The organism is Acinetobacter sp. AC1-2 (assembly GCF_016124155.1).
Taxonomy (GTDB): Bacteria; Pseudomonadota; Gammaproteobacteria; order Pseudomonadales; family Moraxellaceae; genus Acinetobacter; species Acinetobacter calcoaceticus.
Genome location: NZ_JABFFO010000005.1, coordinates 118,488 through 140,271, shown reverse-complemented (window position 1 = coordinate 140,271; position 21,784 = coordinate 118,488). Strand labels below are relative to the sequence as shown.

18 protein-coding genes are annotated in these 21,784 nt (G+C 35.1%); all 18 read left to right on the top strand.

From position 1 onward, the window contains the following. The first annotated feature begins 147 nt into the window (after positions 1-147). The 18 genes from tviB to galE all read left to right on the top strand — a co-directional run bounded on the left by tviB (position 148) and on the right by galE (position 21,749). Positions 148-1,443: a Vi polysaccharide biosynthesis UDP-N-acetylglucosamine C-6 dehydrogenase TviB gene (gene tviB / locus HL290_RS15405; protein ID WP_198496944.1), complete on the top strand. Its 1,296-nt coding sequence runs from the start codon at positions 148-150 to the stop codon at positions 1,441-1,443. Between the two features lie 32 nt (positions 1,444-1,475). Beyond that, positions 1,476-2,426: a Gfo/Idh/MocA family protein gene (locus tag HL290_RS15400; protein WP_198496943.1), complete on the top strand. Its 951-nt coding sequence runs from the start codon at positions 1,476-1,478 to the stop codon at positions 2,424-2,426. After that, a complete protein-coding gene (gene wbpD, locus HL290_RS15395; protein ID WP_198496942.1) occupies positions 2,423-3,001 on the top strand; it encodes a UDP-2-acetamido-3-amino-2,3-dideoxy-D-glucuronate N-acetyltransferase in 579 nt (192 codons plus the stop codon). Before HL290_RS15400 ends, wbpD begins: the two co-directional genes overlap by 4 nt. Position 3,002: 1 nt before the next feature. Further along, the gene (locus tag HL290_RS15390) at positions 3,003-4,082 is read left to right on the top strand and encodes a DegT/DnrJ/EryC1/StrS family aminotransferase (protein ID WP_198496941.1); all 1,080 of its coding nucleotides are present in this window, start codon (positions 3,003-3,005) and stop codon (positions 4,080-4,082) included. 1 nt (position 4,083) lies between these two features. Further along, the gene (locus HL290_RS15385; protein ID WP_198496940.1) at positions 4,084-5,172 is read left to right on the top strand and encodes a glycosyltransferase; all 1,089 of its coding nucleotides are present in this window, start codon (positions 4,084-4,086) and stop codon (positions 5,170-5,172) included. Beyond that, positions 5,169-6,584 (top strand): lipopolysaccharide biosynthesis protein, encoded by a 1,416-nt coding sequence (locus tag HL290_RS15380; RefSeq protein WP_198496939.1) that lies wholly within the window; start codon positions 5,169-5,171, stop codon positions 6,582-6,584. The genes HL290_RS15385 and HL290_RS15380 overlap by 4 nt, the downstream gene beginning before the upstream one ends. A 23-nt stretch (positions 6,585-6,607) precedes the next feature. Further along, positions 6,608-7,795 (top strand): O-antigen ligase family protein, encoded by a 1,188-nt coding sequence (locus tag HL290_RS15375; protein WP_198496938.1) that lies wholly within the window; start codon positions 6,608-6,610, stop codon positions 7,793-7,795. Then, a complete protein-coding gene (locus tag HL290_RS15370) occupies positions 7,792-8,895 on the top strand; it encodes a glycosyltransferase family 4 protein (RefSeq protein ID WP_198496937.1) in 1,104 nt (367 codons plus the stop codon). The genes HL290_RS15375 and HL290_RS15370 overlap by 4 nt, the downstream gene beginning before the upstream one ends. Position 8,896: 1 nt before the next feature. Continuing rightward, positions 8,897-10,138, top strand: a complete 1,242-nt coding sequence (locus HL290_RS15365) for a glycosyltransferase family 4 protein (protein WP_198496965.1) — start codon at positions 8,897-8,899, stop codon at positions 10,136-10,138. Further along, positions 10,135-10,746: a sugar transferase gene (locus HL290_RS15360; RefSeq protein ID WP_198496936.1), complete on the top strand. Its 612-nt coding sequence runs from the start codon at positions 10,135-10,137 to the stop codon at positions 10,744-10,746. The genes HL290_RS15365 and HL290_RS15360 overlap by 4 nt, the downstream gene beginning before the upstream one ends. Further along, a complete protein-coding gene (locus HL290_RS15355; RefSeq protein ID WP_198496935.1) occupies positions 10,743-11,393 on the top strand; it encodes an acetyltransferase in 651 nt (216 codons plus the stop codon). The genes HL290_RS15360 and HL290_RS15355 overlap by 4 nt, the downstream gene beginning before the upstream one ends. A gap of 27 nt (positions 11,394-11,420) precedes the next feature. Beyond that, complete coding sequence (locus HL290_RS15350; RefSeq protein WP_198496934.1) at positions 11,421-12,596, top strand: DegT/DnrJ/EryC1/StrS family aminotransferase; 1,176 nt, start codon at positions 11,421-11,423, stop codon at positions 12,594-12,596. Positions 12,597-12,738: 142 nt separating this feature from the next. After that, positions 12,739-14,613, top strand: coding sequence for a polysaccharide biosynthesis protein (locus tag HL290_RS15345; protein ID WP_198496933.1), 1,875 nt, complete (start codon positions 12,739-12,741; stop codon positions 14,611-14,613). A 267-nt stretch (positions 14,614-14,880) separates the two neighbouring features. Continuing rightward, positions 14,881-16,389: a hypothetical protein gene (locus tag HL290_RS15340; protein WP_198496932.1), complete on the top strand. Its 1,509-nt coding sequence runs from the start codon at positions 14,881-14,883 to the stop codon at positions 16,387-16,389. Between the two features lie 428 nt (positions 16,390-16,817). Further along, positions 16,818-17,693 (top strand): UTP--glucose-1-phosphate uridylyltransferase GalU, encoded by an 876-nt coding sequence (gene galU / locus HL290_RS15335; RefSeq protein ID WP_198496931.1) that lies wholly within the window; start codon positions 16,818-16,820, stop codon positions 17,691-17,693. A gap of 117 nt (positions 17,694-17,810) precedes the next feature. Next, positions 17,811-19,073 (top strand): nucleotide sugar dehydrogenase, encoded by a 1,263-nt coding sequence (locus tag HL290_RS15330; protein WP_198496930.1) that lies wholly within the window; start codon positions 17,811-17,813, stop codon positions 19,071-19,073. Next, positions 19,070-20,740 (top strand): glucose-6-phosphate isomerase, encoded by a 1,671-nt coding sequence (pgi, locus tag HL290_RS15325; RefSeq protein ID WP_198496929.1) that lies wholly within the window; start codon positions 19,070-19,072, stop codon positions 20,738-20,740. Before HL290_RS15330 ends, pgi begins: the two co-directional genes overlap by 4 nt. Further along, the gene (galE, locus tag HL290_RS15320) at positions 20,733-21,749 is read left to right on the top strand and encodes a UDP-glucose 4-epimerase GalE (RefSeq protein WP_198496928.1); all 1,017 of its coding nucleotides are present in this window, start codon (positions 20,733-20,735) and stop codon (positions 21,747-21,749) included. The genes pgi and galE overlap by 8 nt, the downstream gene beginning before the upstream one ends. Positions 21,750-21,784: the final 35 nt, after the last annotated feature.

Here is a 21,784-nt window from a genome sequence, read left to right as displayed (position 1 = left end):
CTAAAAAGTGCCTAAGATCTGTAAACACTTTTATACAATTGAATTACGGTTAATAAAAAAAAACTGATATAGTTACGCACGACTATATTTGGTCAATATGTATCATTATTTAATATATACAATTTGTAAGGAATAAGGCTAACTTTTATGCAACTTGCCGATTTAAGAATAGCGATTATAGGTTTAGGTTATGTAGGCTTGCCATTGGCGGTTGAGTTTGGAAAAAAAGGGCCCGTAATTGGATTTGATATTAATCAAAAACGTATTGATGAATTGAAAAGTGGCCAAGATCATACTCTAGAAGTTACACCTGAAGAGCTGCAAAAATCACAAAACTTAAGTTTTAGTGCAAATTTAGATGATTTACAACAAAGTAACTTTTTTATTGTAACTGTTCCAACTCCTGTTGATCAGGTCAATCGTCCTGATTTAACTCCTTTAAGAAAAGCGAGTGAAACTGTAGGACACGCTTTAAAGAAAGGCGATATAGTTGTATATGAATCTACGGTATACCCAGGTGCGACAGAAGAAGTATGTATTCCCATACTAGAAAAAATATCTGGACTAAAGTTTAATCAAGATTTCTTTGCTGGCTATAGCCCTGAACGCATTAATCCAGGCGATAAAGTTAATACCTTAACTAAAATTAAAAAGATTACGAGTGGTAGTACCCCTGAAGTGGCAGATACTGTAGATACGGTGTACGCAAGTATTATTACTGCAGGTACTCACAAAGCAACTAGTATTAAAGTTGCAGAGGCTGCCAAAGTGATTGAAAACACGCAACGTGATTTAAATATTGCTTTAGTAAATGAGCTTTCTGTAATTTTTGATCGTATTGGTATTGACACTCTAGATGTTTTAGAAGCAGCTGGTAGTAAATGGAACTTCTTGCCTTTCCGTCCAGGTTTAGTCGGTGGGCACTGTATTGGTGTCGATCCATATTATTTGACTCATAAAGCAGAAGAAGTTGGCTATCATCCCCAAGTGATTCTTGCGGGTCGTCGTATTAATGACAATATGGCCCGTTACGTTGCTCGTAACACGATTAAACTGATGCTTCAAAACGGTATTGACGTGCCTCGTGCGAAAGTTGGTGTACTCGGAGTAACTTTTAAAGAAAACTGTCCTGACATTCGTAATAGTAAAGTAGCTGATCTTATTAAAGAGCTAGAGTTCTGGGGAGCACAGGTTGTAGTAGCTGACCCATGGGCAGATGCAGACGAAGTTAGACATGAATATGGTGTTGAGCTTGGGAAAGTTAATGCTCAAAACCCTGTAGATAGCGTCATTATTGCGGTAGGTCACAATGAATTCCGTTCACTTTCAGCAAGTGAATTGCGCAGTTATATGAAGGGTGAAAAGCCTGTGTTAGCTGATGTTAAGAGTCTTTTTGATCGCACTGAAATGTCAGCTGCAGGCTTTACTGTATTCCGTCTCTAATTTTATCTTATTATTAAATTGAAGTTTTGATCATGAAAAAATTTGCTCTTATTGGTGCAGCTGGATATATCGCACCACGCCACCTTAAAGCTATTAAAGAAACAGGTAATACTTTAGCAGTTGCTATGGATGTAAATGACTCTGTGGGAATTATGGATAGTCATTTCCCTGAAGCGGAATTCTTTACTGAGTTTGAAGAATTTGAAGCCTATGTAGAAGACCAAAAGCTAAAAGGTGAAAAGCTGGATTATGTAGCGATTTGCTCACCCAACTATCTACATGCACCACATATGAAATATGCTTTGAAAAATGGCATTGAAGTCATTTGTGAAAAACCGCTGGTGCTGAACTCAGAAGACTTAAATATGCTTTCTGAATATGAAAAGGAATACGGTGCCAAAGTAAACTCAATTTTACAATTACGTTTACATCCTTCAATTATTGCATTACGTGATAAAGTCCAAGCTGCGCCAGCAGATAAAGTATTTGATGTTGACCTTACTTATTTAACTTCTCGTGGTAAATGGTATTTAAAATCATGGAAAGGGCTGGACCAAAAGTCAGGTGGTGTAGCAACGAATATCGGCGTACATTTCTACGACATGTTGCATTTTATTTTTGGCAAAATCGTTAAAAATGAAGTGCATTTCCGTGATGAGAAAACGGCTTCTGGTTATTTGGAATACGAACGTGCGCGCGTGCGTTGGTTCTTGTCAATTGACGCGAATAACTTGCCAGAAAATGCTGTGCAAGGTGAAAAGTTAACCTATCGTAGTATTACCATTGAAAATGAAGAGCTTGAGTTTTCAGGTGGCTTTACCGATTTACATACACAAAGCTATCAACGTGTATTAGAAGGTAAAGGTTATGGTGTTGAAGAGAACCGTGCAGCAATTGAAACGGTTGAAGTGATCCGTGTTTCTCCAATTGTTGAAAACCCAGAAAATCCACATCCATTATTGGCAAAGGTGAAAAAAGCATGAGCTTTTATCAACATGAAACTGCCATAGTCGATGATGGCGCACAAATTGGTGAAGACTCACGTGTTTGGCATTTCGTTCATGTCTGTGGTGGTGCCAAAATCGGTAAAGGCGTGTCTTTAGGTCAAAACGTCTTTGTTGGTAACCGCGTTGTGATTGGTGATCATTGTAAAGTCCAAAATAATGTATCGGTTTACGATAATGTATTTTTGGAAGAGGGTGTATTTTGTGGCCCAAGCATGGTGTTTACTAACGTCTACAACCCTCGTTCTTTAATTGAGCGTAAAGATCAATATCGTGACACTCTGGTGAAAAAGGGCGCTACGCTTGGGGCAAACTGTACTATTGTTTGTGGTGTTACCATTGGGGCTTATGCTTTTGTTGGTGCTGGTGCTGTAGTAAATAAAGATGTACCAGCTTATGCGCTAATGGTTGGGGTGCCCGCGAAACAAATTGGCTGGATGAGTGAATTTGGTGAGCAGCTTGACCTTCCTTTGCAGGGACAAGCACAAGTAATCTGTTCACATACAGGAGCAGTTTATAAACTCGATGGAACGATACTGATAAAGCAGGGCTAATATGATTGACTTTATTGATTTAAAAACACAGCAAAATCGAATTAAAGATAAAATTGATGCTGGCATTCAAAATGTATTGACACATGGTCAGTACATTTTAGGCCCAGAAGTAATTGAGTTGGAAGAAAAACTTGCTGCCTATGTAGGTGCTAAACACTGCATTACTTGTGCCAATGGGACAGATGCATTACAAATTGCACAAATGGCATTTGGTATCGGACCAGGTGATGAAGTCATTACACCAGGCTTTACTTATATTGCGACAGCGGAAACAGTGGCTTTATTGGGCGCAAAGCCGGTCTATGTGGATGTAAATCCGAAGACTTATAATTTAGATGCTGAAAAACTAGAAGCAGCTATTACGCCTCGCACTAAGGCCATTATTCCGGTGAGCTTATATGGCCAGTGTGCTGACTTTGATGCGATCAACGCGATTGCTGCAAAGTATGGTATTCCTGTAATAGAAGATGCTGCACAAAGCTTTGGTGCAACCTACAAAGGTCGTAAAAGCTGTAATTTAAGTACGGTTGCCTGTACTAGCTTTTTTCCAAGTAAGCCATTGGGTTGCTATGGTGATGGTGGAGCTATTTTTACTAATGATGATGAGTTGGCGAAAGTGATTCGTCAGATTGCACGTCATGGTCAAGACAAGCGTTATCATCATATCCGTGTAGGTGTTAATAGTCGTTTAGATACGATTCAGGCAGCAATTTTATTACCAAAATTAGAAATTTTGGATGATGAAATGCAGGCACGTCAAAAAGTAGCTGAAGTTTATAATCAGTTATTTAATCAGGCAGGTATTCACACAACACCACATCTTGAATCGCATAATACGAGTGCATGGGCACAATATACGATTCAGGTTGATAACCGTGCAGAAGTTCAAGAAAAACTAAAAGCTCAAGGTATTCCAACAGCTGTGCATTACCCAATCCCTTTGAATAAACAACCTGCTGTAGCCGATACAAGTGTAATGTTGCCTGTAGGTGATGCGATTGCTGAAAGAGTAATGAGCTTGCCGATGCACCCTTACTTAGATGAAGTAAAAATTATTAAAGTTGTAAATTGTTGGAAATAAAATGAAAATATTAATGCTTGCACCCTATTCTTCACCTATTGTTCAGCGTTTATCTAAAGCTTTAGAAAAATATAGTGAATGTGAGGTTTGGGTTGCAAGCTTTAATGTGGAAACTGATTTAGAAAAAAAAGTAATTAGTTTAGGTGAAATTAATAGTTTTATTGATTATTTCAAATTTTATAAAGTTAATAAATTAGTAAAAGAGCTAAATCCTGATATTGTTCACGCTCATATTATTAATCACTATGGGGTTATGGCTATATTCCAGAAAAAGCCATTAATAGTAGGATTATGGGGTTCTGATGTTATGTTAGCACCTAATAAAGGCTCACTTTTAAAGAGAGAAATATTTAAGTTAATTAATGCAATAGTTATAAAAAGAGCAAATTTGATGCATACCTCTTCTAATCATATATTAGAGGAGCTTACAAAGAAACATGGAAAATTTATTAAAAATAAAATTAATGTTTTTTATTGGGGGTTTCCTGTAGAAGAACCTTCAGATGCTAATTATCAATTGATTCAAGCTATGTTGAAAAAGGAATATAGTATTGAAAAGGATAATCATTTGATAGTTTTTCCTCGGGGGCTATCAAAAGTATATGATCCAGATAATGTTGTAAAAGTTATTAAAAAGCTCTCGAATATTAAAGAATTAAAAATTGTTGTTTTGCGTGGCTTCTCATCTGAGGAAGATGTTAAAAATTTTAAAGATAAGTTAGGAGCAGCACTAGGGGAGAAAATCATTTTTATTAATAGATTACTAAATACAAATGAGCTGTTTGTTCTTTATAGTCAAACAAAATATCATGTATCGATCCCTATTTCTGATGCCTTAGGAGGAGGGGTAATTGAACCATTTTTAAGAGGAAGCTTCCCAATATTAAGTAATATAAAACCATATAAGAATTTTGTAGAGCAAAATTCAGGTTTTATCTTAGAAGATTATTCTGAATTTAGTTTGAATAATTTGGAGCATAAAATATTAAATGATCAACTTGAATTAGGAGGCTTGGCATTAAATAGTGATTATTCTGCCCAAGCAATAGTGGATAAATTTAAGAAACTCTATGAAATAGTTTTAAAATGAATATAAAGAAAATTTTACATTTTAGTATTGGGCCTATTGGAGCTGCTGTTTTAGGTGTTCTAACAATACCTATGTTAGCTTGGCTGTTTTCTATTGAAGATATTGGTCGGTTCAGTATTTTACAAATTATTTTGAGTTTTTCATGTATTTTATTTACTTTAGGTTTAGACCAAGCTTATGTAAGAGAATATCATGAAACAGATAATCATAGTGTATTATTTAAAACAGTACTAATAACATCGATTTCGCTTAGTTTGATGTGTGTATTTTTTTTCTTATTTAATATTAAATTAATAGCACAATATGCTTATCATGTTCCCTCTGCCTTATTGTCATGGATGACGATAATATGTGTGCTTTTAACAATATTTTTGAGATATATATCTTTAACAATAAGAATGCAGGAAAGAGGATTGTTATATTCTATTAGTCAATTTTCTCCTAAACTAATATTGTTGTTAGCAATTCTTTATTTGTATTTTTTTGGCCAAAGTACTTTTGATTTTAAAAATTTAATAATAATACAAAGTTTTTCTTTATTTTTTGTTTTTTTAATATTTATCTTTTTTACTAGAAAGGAGTTTTTGCAACTTTTTTATGCAAAATTCAATATTTATTTACTAAAAATAATGTTGGCTTTTGGGTTGCCTTTAGTTGTTAGTGGATTAGTTTTTTGGTTAATGCAATCTTCTTCTCGAATTTTTCTGCTAAAATTTTCCACATTAAAAGAAGTTGGTATTTTTGGAGTTGCAACTAGTGTAGCAGCAGGTTTTAGTGTGTTAACTTCTATCTTTAATACAATCTGGGCTCCTACAGTATTTAAGCTAATTAAAGAAGGAAGGGGTAAAAATGAGGTCGAAAAAGTTAGCGAATATATTGCCTTATTAATTTCTATTGTTGTGATTTTCATTAGTATTTTAATGCCTATAATCCCTAAGTTTTTACCTAATAACTATTTAGGAATTGAGTATGTAGTGCTCTTATGTGTTATGCAACCATTGTTTTATACCTTATCTGAAGCTACCGCAGTGGGTATTTTAGTAAAAAGAAAAACAAAATATTCTGTGCTAATCAGTATTTTGGGTTTGATAGTTAATTTAATTTTATTAGTTATTTTAGTGCCGTCTTATGGAGCACTAGGGGCCGCTATATCTATATCAGTATCCTTTTGGTTATATTTTATTTTTCGCACTGAATTCTCTAAAATTGTATGGGAAAGTATTAATAGTAAGAAAATATATTTATCAACATTCTTATGTCTTGGCTTTGTGCTAAGTGTAGGAATAATGCATTTAAATTATATTTATATTGCTATTGGAGCTTTTCTTTTACTTATTTCAAATGTTGCTATATTTCTAAATATTTTTAAGATGAGTTTTACTTCTTTAATTAATATTTGGAAGTATAGGTAAGATTATTTATTTAAAGGTTTGATATGAGTAAAGATGATATACTAATAAATTTGGCTTCTTTTGGTCTAGTTTCCTCATTAGTTTTCCCCTTTTTTTCCTTTTTTGGTTTTGGACTATATTTAACTAGCTTTATATCTTTAATTCTACTTTTTTGTATTTTATTCTACAATGTAAAAATAGGTTGGTTTACAATTCTTGTTTTTTTATTGTGTTTAGTAGTCTTTGTTAGTTCTTTGTATTCAAATGCTTTTGGTTTTTCTGTTTATAATTTTTCTAATTATTTAGAGGCTTTTAAATATTTTCAATATATTCCATATATTATGATTTTTCATAGTGTTAATAAATATATTTCATTTGATCTATTTTTGAAATATATTTATTTTTCCGTATTTATATATTTGTTAGTTTTCTTTTTACAATTAATTAACCCATTGAATTTAGGTTATTTAGTTAGTATTTTTTATTTAGGCGGAGCTAGTAGTCCTCATTTGCTTGGTATTGAAACTGGTTTTCGATTACCAATAACTGGCTCAAATCCTAATGTAGGTGCAGTTATTGGAGTATTTTTTACTTTATTTTTCTTAATATTGTTTGCATATAGGAAAAATAAAGCTGCTTTAATTATTTTTATATGCTGCTTTATTTCTGTCTTTTATACTCAGAGCCGTACAACTTTAGTTGCTTTAATTGTTTCTTTAGTATTTTATGCTTTTTTATCTAAAATTAGATTAATATATAAAATTTTAGTTCCTATATTCTTGGGAGTGGGAGTCTTTCTTATATTCAAGTATCTTGATTTATCTTATATAGTGAATGGATATGAATATGCGAAAGAAGGTGACAATAGTAGTGTAAATGCTCGTTTAGATACATTAGATATGGCTATCAATGTGTTTTATACTTCGCCTATATTTGGTGTAGGTCCATCTAAGGAAGAATATACTACAAATTTTGACTCTGAATATATTCTTATATTAATGAGATATGGAGTTTTAGGTTGTCTAGTTTTTTCCTCTTTGATTTTCTATCTCTTAATTAAGGGTTTTAAAAATAGAAATAATGTTGCTGGTTTAACACTGTTTCTATATACCATTGCAACGTTAATTATTATGTTGACTAATAATGCTTATAGTGGATATCAATTAATGTCTATAACTGTATTATTGTATATTATTATATATTGTGATGCTAAACAGAAGGTAAAGCTATGAAAGTTGCACATTTGACTTCTGCCCATCCTCGTTTTGATACGCGTATTTTTGTTAAGCAATGTTGTTCTCTTACCCAAAGCTACGATACTTATTTAGTTGTGGCTGATGGAAACGGGAATGAAGTCAAAAATCAGGTTAATATTCTTGATGTTGGTAAATTTAACGGTCGTAAAGACCGTATGCTTAATGCTCCTAATGCTGTATTTGAAAAAGCACTTGCTTTAGAGGCAGAAATTTATCATCTCCACGATCCTGAACTTATTCCAATAGGTTTAAAACTAAAAAAAATGGGAAAAAAAGTTTTTTTTGATGCCCATGAAGATTTACCTAATCAGATTATGTCGAAACATTATTTGAATCCTATATCTAAAAAGATCATCGCTTTTTTAGTTAAAGCTTATGAAAAATATGCTTGTGCGAAATTAGATGGTGTTGTGGCAGCTACACCTTTTATTCGAGATAAATTTCTTAAAATTAATAAAAATACAATTGATATCAATAATTACCCTAAATTAGAAGAATTTAGTTCGATCCCTACAGATACTTTAAAAGGAAATCAAGTTTGTTATATTGGGGGCTTAGCAGATGTGCGTGGGATTGTTGAAATGGTTCAGGCAATTAATCTAGCACAAAGCCAAGCAAAGCTGGTACTCGCTGGAGATTTCGCAGATAAAAATTTAGAGCAAGCTGTAATGGAAATGGAAGGATGGAGTAAAGTTGATTTTTTAGGCTATGTAGGACGAATGGAAATAAAAAATACTTTAGCTTCATCTAATGCAGGCTTAGTTGTTTTACATCCAACACGAAGCTATTTAGATTCGTTACCTGTAAAAATGTTTGAATATATGTGTGCAGGAATACCAGTAATTGCTTCAGACTTTCCTTTATGGCGCTCTATTGTAAATGACGCACAGTGTGGGTTTTGTGTTGATCCTTTAAAACCTCATGAAATTGCTAAGATTATAGATTATTTTATAAATAATCCTGATAAGGCTAGAGTCATGGGAGAGCAGGGAAGAGCTGCAGTTGTAGAAAAGTACAATTGGAGCATTGAAGAAAATAAACTTTTGAATTTCTATTCAAGTATTTTGGATATTTGAAATTATGGAAAATAAAAAAACATTTTGGTTGATCAACCAATATAGTTCAACCCCTGAAACAGCAATGGGTGGTCGACATTACTATTTGGCGCAAGAGTTAGCTAAAAAGGGTCATCAAGTTTATGTGATTGCTGGGCGTTATAGTCATTTGCTTCGTAATCCGAAGAAATTTGAAGAACAGTATCTCGTTGAGGAAATTATTCCTAATTTCTCATTTGTATGGGTGAATTTACCAGAATACCAAGAAGCGCATAGCAAACAACGTGTATTAAACTGGTTTAAATTTTCATGGCTTTTGCGTACTTTGGCAAATGTAATTCCAGTAAAACCAGATGTAATTTTATATTCTTCTCCTTCACTTATTGGTTATTTGGGTGCTAAATATTTAGCTAATAAATTTAAGACTCCTTTTATCTTTGAAGTGCGCGATATTTGGCCTTTAACATTAATGGAGTTAGGGGGCCATTCTCCAAGCCATCCATTCATCAAATTTATGCAATGGATTGAAGACAGGGCTTATAGAAAAGCTGATTACGTATTTTCGAATTTATATAATGCTGTTGAACATATGCAAAGTCGAGGTTTAGACAGTAGTAAGTTTCATTGGATCCCTAACGGGGTGCCTTTAGCGGAAGTTTCTCAAAAACAACTTCTAAGTACAGAAACGTTTACTCAATTACCTCAAAACAAATTTATCATTGGTTACACAGGAACAATTGGTGTTGCTAATGCTATAGATGATCTTATTGAAGCAGCACAAATGCTATCAAATAATCCACATTTACATTTTGTTCTTGTGGGTTCAGGAAAGGAAAAAGATAATTTAATACAAAAAGTTAATTCTTTGGGCTTACAGAATATTACTTTTATTGATGCGATTCCAAAGAAACAAATTCAGTCAATGCTTGAGCAATTTGATGTTTGTTATATAGGTTGGCAGAAAAATCCACTTTATCGTTTTGGTATAGCACCCAATAAATTACCTGAATACCTATATGCAGGTAAGCCAATTATTCATGCCTTTTCTGGTAAGGGTGATATTGTGCAGCAAGCGCAAGCGGGAATTACGATTGAAGCAGAAGATCCTCAAGCAATCGTAGGGGCGGTAGAACAATTATATGCGCTTACTGCAGAGCAGCGGCAACAGCTAGGCGCCAATGGTAAACAGTTCGTATTACAAAACCTTGAATATGCCATGATTGCAGAAAAGCTCGAGAATATTGTTTTTAAGGATAACTTATGAAACGATTACTAGATATCATTATTGCATCTATTGCTTTGATTCTACTCTCACCTTTATACCTATATGTTACTTATAAGGTAAAGAAGAATTTGGGTTCACCAGTATTGTTTCGCCAAGTTCGCCCCGGTTTATATGGTAAACCGTTTGAAATGATTAAGTTTCGAACCATGAAAGATGCAACAGATGCACAGGGTAATCCTTTACCAGACAGTGAGCGCCTAACGCCATTTGGTAAAATGCTTCGTTCTACCAGTTTGGATGAAATGCCTGAGCTTTGGAATGTAATAAAAGGTGATATGAGTATTGTTGGTCCACGACCTTTATTGATGGAGTACTTACCGCTTTACAATAAAGAACAAGCAAAGCGACATGATGTACGTCCAGGAATGACTGGTTACGCTCAAGTTAATGGACGTAATGCAATTGGTTGGGAAGAAAAATTTAAACTTGATACGTGGTACGTTGAAAATAGATCGCTTTGGTTAGATTTTAAAATTATGCTACAAACCGTTAAAAAAGTAATCGCTAAAGATGATATTAATCAGGCGGGTGAAGCGACGATGAGTAAATTCACAGGTTCAGCAGAGAAGGAAATAGAGAAGAAATGACAATAATTATTGGTGTTTATGGTGCTAGTGGTTTTGGTAAGGAAGTTATGCCTTTAGTGCGTCAACAGTTCCCAACATTAAGTAAAGAACAATTTGCTTTTATTGATGATAGTCAAGCTGGAACGAATTTAAATGGATATCCAGTACTAACTTATTTCGAATTTATTAGTAAACCAATCGATCATAAAGCTGTAACAATCGCTATAGCAAATAGTGTTGTTCGTGAGAAGTTAGTTAGCCTTTTAGAAAAAGATGGTATACAGCATTTAGCGGTTCAGGCGACAAACACAGTTATTCTTGATGAGGTTGAGATAGGAGAAGGGAGTTTACTTTGCCCATTTACTTGCTTAACTTCTAATATAAAAATCGGAAAGTTTTTCCACGCTAATATTTATAGTTATGTGGCTCATGACTGCATAATTGGAGATTATGTTACATTCGCGCCTGGTGCTAAGTGTAACGGTAATATTCATATTGAAGATCATGCCTACATTGGTACAGGAGCTGTAATCAAACAGGGTACGCCTGATAAGCCTTTAGTAATTGGTAAAGGTGCTATTGTTGGAATGGGTGCAGTAGTAACGAAAAGTGTTCCTGCTGGCGTAACTGTTGTAGGTAATCCTGCAAGAATTTTAGAAAGAAAGTAGTAAGAAATATTTTATTAGGAAGTCAAAATGTTAAACACAGCATTTGAACCATGGCCAAGTTTTACCACAGAAGAAGCTGACGCAGTCAAAAATGTACTATTATCAAATAAAGTAAATTATTGGACCGGTCAAGAGTGTAGAGTTTTTGAAAAAGAATTCGCAGAATTTTCTGATACAAAATATGCGGTTGCTTTAGCAAATGGTACGGTGGCACTAGATGTTGCATTGAAAGCTTTAGATATTGGTGCAGGTGATGATGTTATTGTGACATCCCGCACTTTTTTAGCTTCGGCAAGTTCTATTGTAACGGCGGGCGCTAATCCTGTTTTTGCAGATGTAGAGTTGGACTCTCAGAATATTTCACGTCGTACAATTGAAGCTGTAATTACACCAAATACTAAAGCGATTATTTGTGTGCATTTGGCTGGTTGGATGTGCGATATGGATCCGATTATGCAACTTGCTGCTGAGCGCGGTATCTATGTTATTGAAGATTGCGCACAGGCTCATGGTGCAAAATATAAAGGAAAAGCTGCTGGGTCAATCGGTCATATTTCTGCTTGGTCTTTTTGCCAAGATAAAATTATGACAACTGGTGGTGAGGGCGGGATGGTCACCACCAATGATGAGGCGCTTTGGAAAAAAATGTGGTCATATAAAGACCATGGTAAAAGCTACGACAGTATTTATAATAAACAACACCCTCCTGGTTTCCGCTGGTTGCATGACTCATTTGGTACCAACTGGCGCATGATGGAAATGCAAGCAGTTATTGGCCGAATTCAGTTAACACGTATGACTGAATGGACACAAAAGCGTACTGAAAATGCAGAAAAGATTTTAAAAGCGTTTGAAAATTCTGCTTATTTTAACGTTCATATCCCTTCAGATGATTATGTTCATGCACACTATAAATGTTATGTGCAAGTGAATTTAGAGGCGTTACCAGATGGCTGGTCACGTGATCGTATAATGCAAGAAATTAATGCTCAAGGTATACCTTGCTTTAGTGGCTCTTGTTCAGAAGTTTACTTAGAGCATGCTTTCGATGGCACCCCATGGCGTCCAGAAAAACGTTTGGAAAATGCGCAGCAATTAGGTGAAACAAGCTTAATGTTTTTGGTGCATCCGACTTTGAGTCCAGACAGTATAGAAAAAACAATTATTGCAATTAATGCCGTTAGTAGAGCTATACAATCATAAAAAATGTGAAGCTATTCACATAGCTTCCTTTTGAATTATGATCTGATTTAAAGTTATGTAACCGCTGCGTAAATTTTATTTCTAGTTATATGAGAAATGAGTATAAATATCGCACGGTTACTAGAACGACTAGAAGAGTATTGTGAAAAAGATTATTTATCAGTTTGCGTCTGCCCCAAGACTCGCCAAACAATGTTTTTTGGTTCTTGTAGACCTTTTTGCGTTTCCTGTTATTTTGTGGCTATGTTACGCTATTCGACTGTTTGATTTAGGTGCTGAAGTTATCCCAGGCATTAACTATGGAGTAGCCATCGTAACTATCGTTGCTATTTTAAGTTTAATGATAACAGGGGTATATCGCTTTATTGTCCGTACTTTTAACGAAGCCTTTATTGCAAAATTAGCGATTGCTGTTGCACTGATGGTAGTTGTTTTATATAGCCTAAATGCATTCTCAGCAGCGTTTGTTCCAACTTCAATTCCATTGATGTTTGGTTTCTTAATGTTTAGTTGGGTTTGGTGTAGCCGTGCATTTATTCGTTTTATTGTAAAGACTGCATTACTCACAGGTGAAGAGAGAAAGCGTATCGCAATTTATGGTGCTGGTGATGCTGGTCAGCAAATTGCAGCTGTGCTTTATCGTTCTGACAACCATTTACCTGTTTTCTTCATTGATGATAATAGTTCTTTGCAAGACCATATGGTTGGTGGTTTAAAAGTTTATTCTGTTGAAAAGGCATTACAACGCTTTAGGAAAGATCGTATTGATGAAATTTTACTGGCACTGCCTTCTGTGGGGCGAGTTCGTAAAACAGAAATCATTCAGCAGTTCGAAATTGCCCGCTTAAAAATTACTGAATTGCCTGGTTTGACTCGTCTAGTGGATGGTGAAATTCAGGTCTCAGATATACAAGAAGTTGATATTATTGATTTATTGGGACGTGATCCAGTTCCGCCAGTTGCTCATTTAATTGCTAAAAATATTCAAAATAAAATCGTGATGGTAACAGGTGCGGGTGGTTCAATTGGTTCGGAATTATGTCGTCAAATTATCAAGAATCAACCAAAAATGTTGGTGCTATATGAGCTCACAGAGTTTGCCTTATATGATATTGATAAAGAGTTAAGACAAACAGCGGCATGTGAAATTGTTCCGATCTTAGGAACTGTGCAGGATCAGCAAAAACTGGAGCGTATTATTGAACAATATCATATACAAACGGTTTACCATGCTGCAGCTTATAAGCATGTGCCTTTGGTAGAATGTAATCCAATTGCAGGATTAAAAAATAATGCGATTGGCACAGCAAATAGTTTAAATGCAGCAGTGAAGAAAGAGGTTGAAACCTTTGTTCTGATCTCAACCGATAAAGCGGTGAGACCCACTAATGTCATGGGTGCCTCAAAACGCATGGCCGAGCTCTATTGTCAGGCGGTGGCCGAAACCAAACCTGCTACGCAAATCAGTATTGTCCGTTTTGGTAATGTGTTGGGATCTTCTGGTTCTGTTGTTCCATTATTTAAACAGCAGATCGCGAAAGGGGGCCCAATAACAGTGACGCATCCTGAAGTAACCCGTTATTTTATGACCATTCCTGAAGCCTCTCAGTTGGTGATCCAAGCGGGTGCATTAGGTTCTGGTGGCGATGTGTTCTTGCTTGATATGGGTGAGCCGGTCCGAATTCAAGATTTGGCACGCCAAATGATTAAGCTCAGCGGTTTAAAAGTGAAAGAAACAGGATCATCGGACGGTGATATCGAAATTGCCTATAGTGGTTTGCGTCCTGGTGAAAAACTTTATGAAGAACTGCTTATTGATCAGGATAATACTGAATATACTGAACATACCCGTATCTTACGTTCGTTTGAGAAGCATTTCCCATTACAAGAAATTGAGTGTGTATTTGGTAAAATCAATCAAATGACGGCAATTGATCATGATGTGGACTGGGCTTTAACTCAGCTTGAACGTTATGTAGATGGTTACAAGCGTAGCGGTGAAGTTAGAGTGAACTAAGAGTACTTTGTGATAAGCAGTTTATTCTAATAGCGTATGATAGTAAAAAAGTTTTGTTTAAGCTTTTAGGTCAAACATATCTTTGGGATAAGTAAAATGTAATCCATATCAAGATATAGCAAGCTGTAAATTTAATTTATCTATTAGATATTCAGCTTGCTGTTTTTATACGATAAAAAGGACTAATAGACTGCAATAAAAATAGGAAATGGTGTTTACTTCCCTAATTTTATATTTGTTTATTACCTATAAAAAAGAGAAGCTGCCATGAAAATAGTAAGAAAAAGAACTTATTTTTCATCTATTCTAAGATTTTTGTTGGCTACTCTATTCGTATTAAATATAACTACAAATATTACCCATGCAGATATAGTCAATACTGCCAATAGTTGCGGTGGGCTGCATGATCAACAATCTTGGAGTTTATGGGATAGTTATGGGAAAAAACGTATCACAGATACATTAAATATTCGCCTCATAAAGCAAGGCGATACCTATGCGCTTTATGATACACAAATTTTATTTAATAATTTATTTGATTTAGCTGTTCGTTGCCATTATCCAGATAGAATTCGAGAATTTGCCGATATTATCCAGATGACCTATCAAAAGTTAGAACCTTTACCTCAAATAGGGGGACAGGCTGCTGTCTGGGTATGTCGTGGAGGCACTCGTTGTCAAAACGGAAATTTACTAGGGAAAGAAGTTCAGTTAAATAGTGTACAGTTTTTAGGTTTTGCTTCTGAAGTGGCTAATGAGCTAGATCGAGTTTATCCAAAGAATTCTCATGCTCAGCAGTTCGTTTTGCAAACGGCAAAAATATCTGTAAATCGATTAAGTGAGTGGTCTACGAATACACTTCCAAATATTTCTAAAAGAATAACAGCAATACCAAATGATATACATAATGGATCTTCTAGTATGTTTACAGATAAAGACTTATGGCAGATCGTAATTTTTAGTAATATCGCAGGTATCGTAGATAGACATCCAGATTATCTTATAAAGATTTTCGGTAATCAACGTAATTTTGACCAACAAAAAAACTATTTTTCAGCACTATCTTCTTTAATGAAAGCTAGAGTAAGTAAAAATCCAATCATATATAATAATAAAAAAATTAGCATTAATGATATTGATCGGGGGTTTTGGAATTCTATTAATGAGAATAAATATGCAGGTTATTCTAGTCTAGAAGGGCCAGTGACTTGTGACTCTAATAATTCCCAAAAAACTATAGCTGTAGTTAATTTAAAAAATATCAAAAAACAACTAAATCTTGGTTGGGATTTTAGCCATGCACGTAGGTTAACTAATTTGTTCTTTGCCTTAGATAGAAATCGTATGGCAATCAAAAAAGTGTATGGTAATAATATTAGTAATATTTTGCCATCAGATGCTGATAGGGTGGGCTTTATTAACCAATTAAAATCAAATATTTGGAATCAGGATAAGCAATATCCACTATTTTCTAATTATTATAATGGCGCGAATGGGTGGTATAGAGTGGGATATCATAAAGGAGGAAAGACTTGTGATGAAGGTGTTTCTCCTTATGGTTTGAGTAATTCTTATTTATCTGGTGGTTATATTGTATGGGGGAAAAATGATCCATTACTTTTACAACTTGGTGAAACTATATATAACTTGATATATTCTACTAATATTCAAGACCAAAAATTCATGAATAAATATTATGCTGGTTATTTACCAAATTCACCAGCATATAAAATAAATGCTCTTAATTTTTTTCCAACTTTAGTTATATCAAAATAAAGTATTGGTATAGTGTTGTAAGTGGAGAATATTTGGAGTTATTATTAATATATTTTTTAGATCTAAATGACAGCCTGTCTCTGGAATAGGTGGTCATTTTTATTTAATTGGAAAAATAATCATCTAGCGAAATCTATGTTTTATCCTCTGATAATGCCCATTAATAAATAAGTGGACATCTATTGATAGTTTTAAAGAGAGTTATAGACATTAAGCTTATACAGAGATAGCCTCCATCGATATCAACTGATTCATATGACTGTGGCAAAGGTAGCATCAATGCTCTAATCATTCACATAGCACTTTAAAAATGAAGTCATCAAGAGAGTTTTTGTGCTAAAACCATGGTTAAATTGGAACTAGAGATTAAAGGTGTAAATTTAACTATACTAAACATAACTTTTAATCATCCACAATTTTTAATTTTTATGATCAAAAAAGCAATTTTACCTGTAGCTGGATTAGGTACACGTTTTTTACCAGCAAGTAAGTCAATTCCCAAAGAAATGGTCACAGTGGTAGATCGTCCTGCAATTGAATATGTAGTGCGTGAAGCTGTAGAAGCCGGAATTGAGCAAATTATTTTGGTAACTCATTCATCTAAGGCATCAATTGAAAATTATTTTGATCGAAACTTTGAACTAGAAACGACTCTAGAGCAAAAGAAAAAGTTCGATTTACTTGAAGAAATTACTCAGATTATTCCCTCTCATGTGAGTGTGGTAAGTGTAAGGCAGCCCCAACCTTTGGGTTTGGGGCATGCTGTTTTATGTGCAAAAAGTATTGTTGGGCAAGATGATTTTGCTGTGTTATTGCCAGATGTATTGGTTCAAGATAACTCAGGGAAAAATGATCTATCGCGTATGATTTCACGCTATGAAGCAAGTCAAGCTGCTCAAATCATGGTTGAGGCAGTACCAGATCATCTTGTAGATCAATATGGAATTGTTGATGTGAAGCAGAGCCCGAATGAGGGTGAAAGTATTGCTATGCAGGGAATTATCGAAAAGCCTGCTATAGGTTCTGCACCTTCTAATTTATCCGTGGTGGGGCGTTATATTTTACCTGCTAAGATTATGCAGCTTTTGGAAAATACACCCAAAGGTGCGGGCAATGAAATACAGTTAACTGATGCTATTGCGATGCTTCAAGAAACTGATACCGTTGAAGCCTACCGGATGCAAGGCCAAACTTTTGACTGTGGCAGCAAGCTTGGCTATTTGAAAGCTGTACTACACTATGGTGTTGCACACCCTAAGTTAGGATTGGAATTTAAACAGCTGATTCAAGAACTTAAATTATAAAGTTTTGTAGTTCTGCTTAAGTATTTGTAAAAACTACTGAATATAGTAGCTGAGCAGTATATTCTCTTCCTGTAAAGGGAAGAGAAATCTATAAAATACGAAAAAATCAGGTGTGCAATGAAAATCGCAGTATTTGGAACAACGTTACATGCCGGCGTGATGGCAGCGTTATTAGCTGAATATGGTAATCAAATTTACTGGTGTACAAGTGTCACCTGTGAAGAAAATATTTCTGTACTTTCGTATCAAGATCAAGACGTAAATAATTACTTAAATAAGCAGCGAAAAGCGGGTTTCTTAAAAGAGAGCCCTTTTTCTGAGATTCCTTTAGATATTGAAGTTTATTTATTCTGTTTTAGCCCAACACAAATTGAACTTGCATTAAAAACGGTTGAAAAATTGGGTGAACGACCAATTGTTCACCCACGGTTAATGATTAATGGTTCTACTTTTGGTTTGCACGGTACAGAAAAATTAAAACAGCATTTGCCAAAAGATGAGTGGGTTTACTTCCCTGATGTGATTCAGGAAGGTAATGCCATTAATAGTGTATTGAATGTAAAGCATGTCATTATCGGTGTGGAATCTAGAGATGCAAGTGAAACCATGCAAGAGTTATTGCGTCCTTTTTTCCAATTTAGTTACCAATATTTATTTATGCCGATTTTAGATGCTGAGTTCACCAAACTTAGTATTTCAGGCATGTTGGCTACCCGCATTAGTTATATGAATGACTTGGCTATGGTTGCTGAAAAGTTAGGCATTGATATTGCGAATGTAAAACATGGTATCGCTGCTGACACACGTATTGGTGCTGCATATTTATCACCAGGTGTAGGATTTGGTGGTGAGAATTTTTCGCATGATATTTTAACACTTTCGAGCACTGTGTCTGAAACTGGAACAAAAAGCCGCCTTTTGGAACAAGTTTGGGCTATTAATGAGCAGCAGAAAGAAATTTTATTTCGTAAGTTATGGAATTATTATCACTGTAGCCTAAATGGCAAAATAGTTGCGATTTGGGGTGCTTCTTTTAAAGAAAATACTTCGAATATACACAACTCACCGATTCATATTTTATTAGCTGCATTATGGGCACAAGGTGTAATAGTACGCCTACATGACCCTCAAGCTTTAGATGAAATAGCAGCAGCTTATGGGCATCGTGAAGATTTAATTTTATGTACTGATCAATATGAGGCTGTACGAGATGCGCATGCACTATGTCTAGTCACTGCATGGAAGCAATATTGGAGTCCTGACTTTAAGCAACTACAACAATTAATGAAGCATCCTTTAATTTTAGATGGACGTAATATTTATGATCCTGTGTATGTAAAGGCGAAAGGTTTTGCTTATGAAGGAGTAGGTCGCTTATGAGTAAATCAATTGAGCAATTTCCAAAGGAATTAGTCTCGCCTTTAGCTCATCTGCAAACTTTAGGTGAAAAAAACTCGAAATTACATATAAAAGAGCTATTTGCTTTAGAGCCAGATCGTTTTCAAAATTATTCTGTAAAATTTGATCAATTATTTTTTGATTATAGTAAGCATCGCTTAACCAAAGATATTTTAGAACAATTAGTAGCTCTTGCGAATACTAAAAACTTAACTGAGTGGATTAATCGCCTTTTTTCACAAGATAAAATTAACTGTACCGAGCAACGCGAAGCAATGCACTGGGCATTGCGTTTACCGACTGGCTATTCAAAGTTTCCAGACTTAACAGAACAAGTTCATAGCCAGTTACAACGTATGTATGCCTTAGTGGAAAAAATCCATGTAGGGCAATATCGGGGTTCAACTGGTGAGGTGATTCAAGATGTTGTTAATATTGGGGTTGGTGGTTCTGATTTAGGACCGCAAATGGTTACTCATGCGTTGTCTGATTTCAAGGTGAAAACGGCTAAGCCTTTAAATGTTCACTTTGTTTCGACTATGGATGGTAGCCAGTTATCAGAATTACTCCATCAACTTCGTCCTGAAACAACATTATTCATTATTTCATCTAAGTCTTTTGGTACGATTGATACCTTATCAAATGCACAAACAGTTCGTCAGTGGCTTGAAAAAGCCTTAGGAACACATGCCCGTGTATTAAAAAGTCACTTTATTGGCATATCTACAAAAGCTGACAAAATGTCAGAATGGGGAATCGCGCCTGAAAACCAGTTACTGCTGTGGGATTGGGTAGGTGGACGTTATTCTCTATGGTCTTGTATAGGTTTGCCTATAGCCTTGACGATTGGTGTGGACGGTTTTCAGCAACTTTTAGCAGGGGCTCATGCAGTCGATGAGCATTTTCAAAATACGAGTTTTGATCAAAATATTCCAGTTTTGATGGCATTGTTAGGAATCTGGAATAATAATTTTTTAAATATTCAGACTCATGCCGTATTACCCTATGATGGACGATTAAAGTATTTTGCAGCTTATCTGCAACAACTAGAAATGGAATCTAATGGGAAGTCAGTACAGCGTAATGGTTTAAAAGTTGAGCTTGATACTTGCCCTATTATATGGGGCGAGGTTGGACCCAATGCCCAGCATGCTTTCTATCAGTTGTTACACCAAGGAACGCAAGCTGTAAGTTGTGACTTTATTGCCCCAGTCCAACGTTATAATGCAAATCATTTTACCTATGTGGAAAATGCAGAAGCTCTAGTCGAACAACATCATCTTGCACTTTCAAACTGTTTAGCACAATCAAGATTATTAGCCTTTGGTAATCAAGCTTTAGACTCGACTGAATTAGAGAATTTACCAATTTATAAGCAATATGAAGGTAATCAACCAAGTTCTACATTATTATTAAATGAGCTAAACCCGTATAATTTAGGAATGCTGATCGCTTTATATGAACATAAAGTTTTTGTGCAGTCTGTGATCTGGAATATTAACCCGTTTGATCAATGGGGTGTTGAGAAAGGTAAACAGATTGCTGATCAGTTACTTCCGATTCTAAATGGTATTCAAAATGATTTTTCAAAACTTGATGCCTCGACGTGTGGATTAATTAAAATATTGTTAGGAAAGGTAGATGGCTAAAATTCTAGTCACTGGTGGTGCTGGTTACATTGGTTCACACACATGTGTTGAGCTTTTAGAAGCTGGTCATGAAGTTATTGTTTTTGATAATCTTTCAAATAGTTTGAAAGAATCTTTAGATAGAGTCCAGGGTATAACCAAAAAAAGTTTAATTTTTGTTCAGGGTGATATTCGCAACCCAGATGAGTTAGATCGTGTATTTCAAGAGTATACTATTGATGCCGTTATCCATTTTGCAGGTTTAAAAGCGGTCGGTGAAAGCCAAGAAAAACCGCTCATTTACTTTGATAATAATATTGCGGGTAGTATTCAACTGGTTAAATCAATGGAAAAAGCTGGTGTTTATACGCTTGTGTTTAGCTCTTCTGCCGCTGTATACGATGAAGCTAATACTTCTCCACTAAATGAAGATATGCCCACAGGTATGCCAAGTAATAACTACGGCTATACTAAATTAATTGTTGAGCAATTATTACAAAAGCTTTCAATAGTTAATCTTGAGTGGTCAATCGCATTGCTGCGTTATTTTAACCCAGTAGGTGCACATAAGAGTGGACGTATTGGTGAAGATCCACAAGGTATTCCAAATAATTTAATGCCGTATGTGACTCAAGTTGCTGTGGGTCGCCGTGAAAAATTGTCCATTTATGGCAATGACTATGACACAGTAGATGGCACTGGTGTACGTGACTATATTCATGTGGTCGATTTAGCGAATGCGCACTTATGTGCATTAAACAACCGATTGGAAGCAAAAGGTTGTCGTGTATGGAATATTGGTACAGGTAATGGCTCCTCTGTTTTACAAGTCAAAAATACTTTTGAACAGGTTAATGGTATAGCTATAGCCTTCGAATTTGTACCGCGCCGAGCTGGAGACGTTGCAATATCTTTTGCAGACAATCGCCGTGCAGTTGCTGAGTTGGGTTGGCAGCCTCAATATGGTTTAGAAGATATGCTTGCTGATAGTTGGAACTGGCAGAAAAAAAATCCTAATGGATATAATTAAATACCAATAAAAAAGGAGCGAATCGCTCCTTTTTT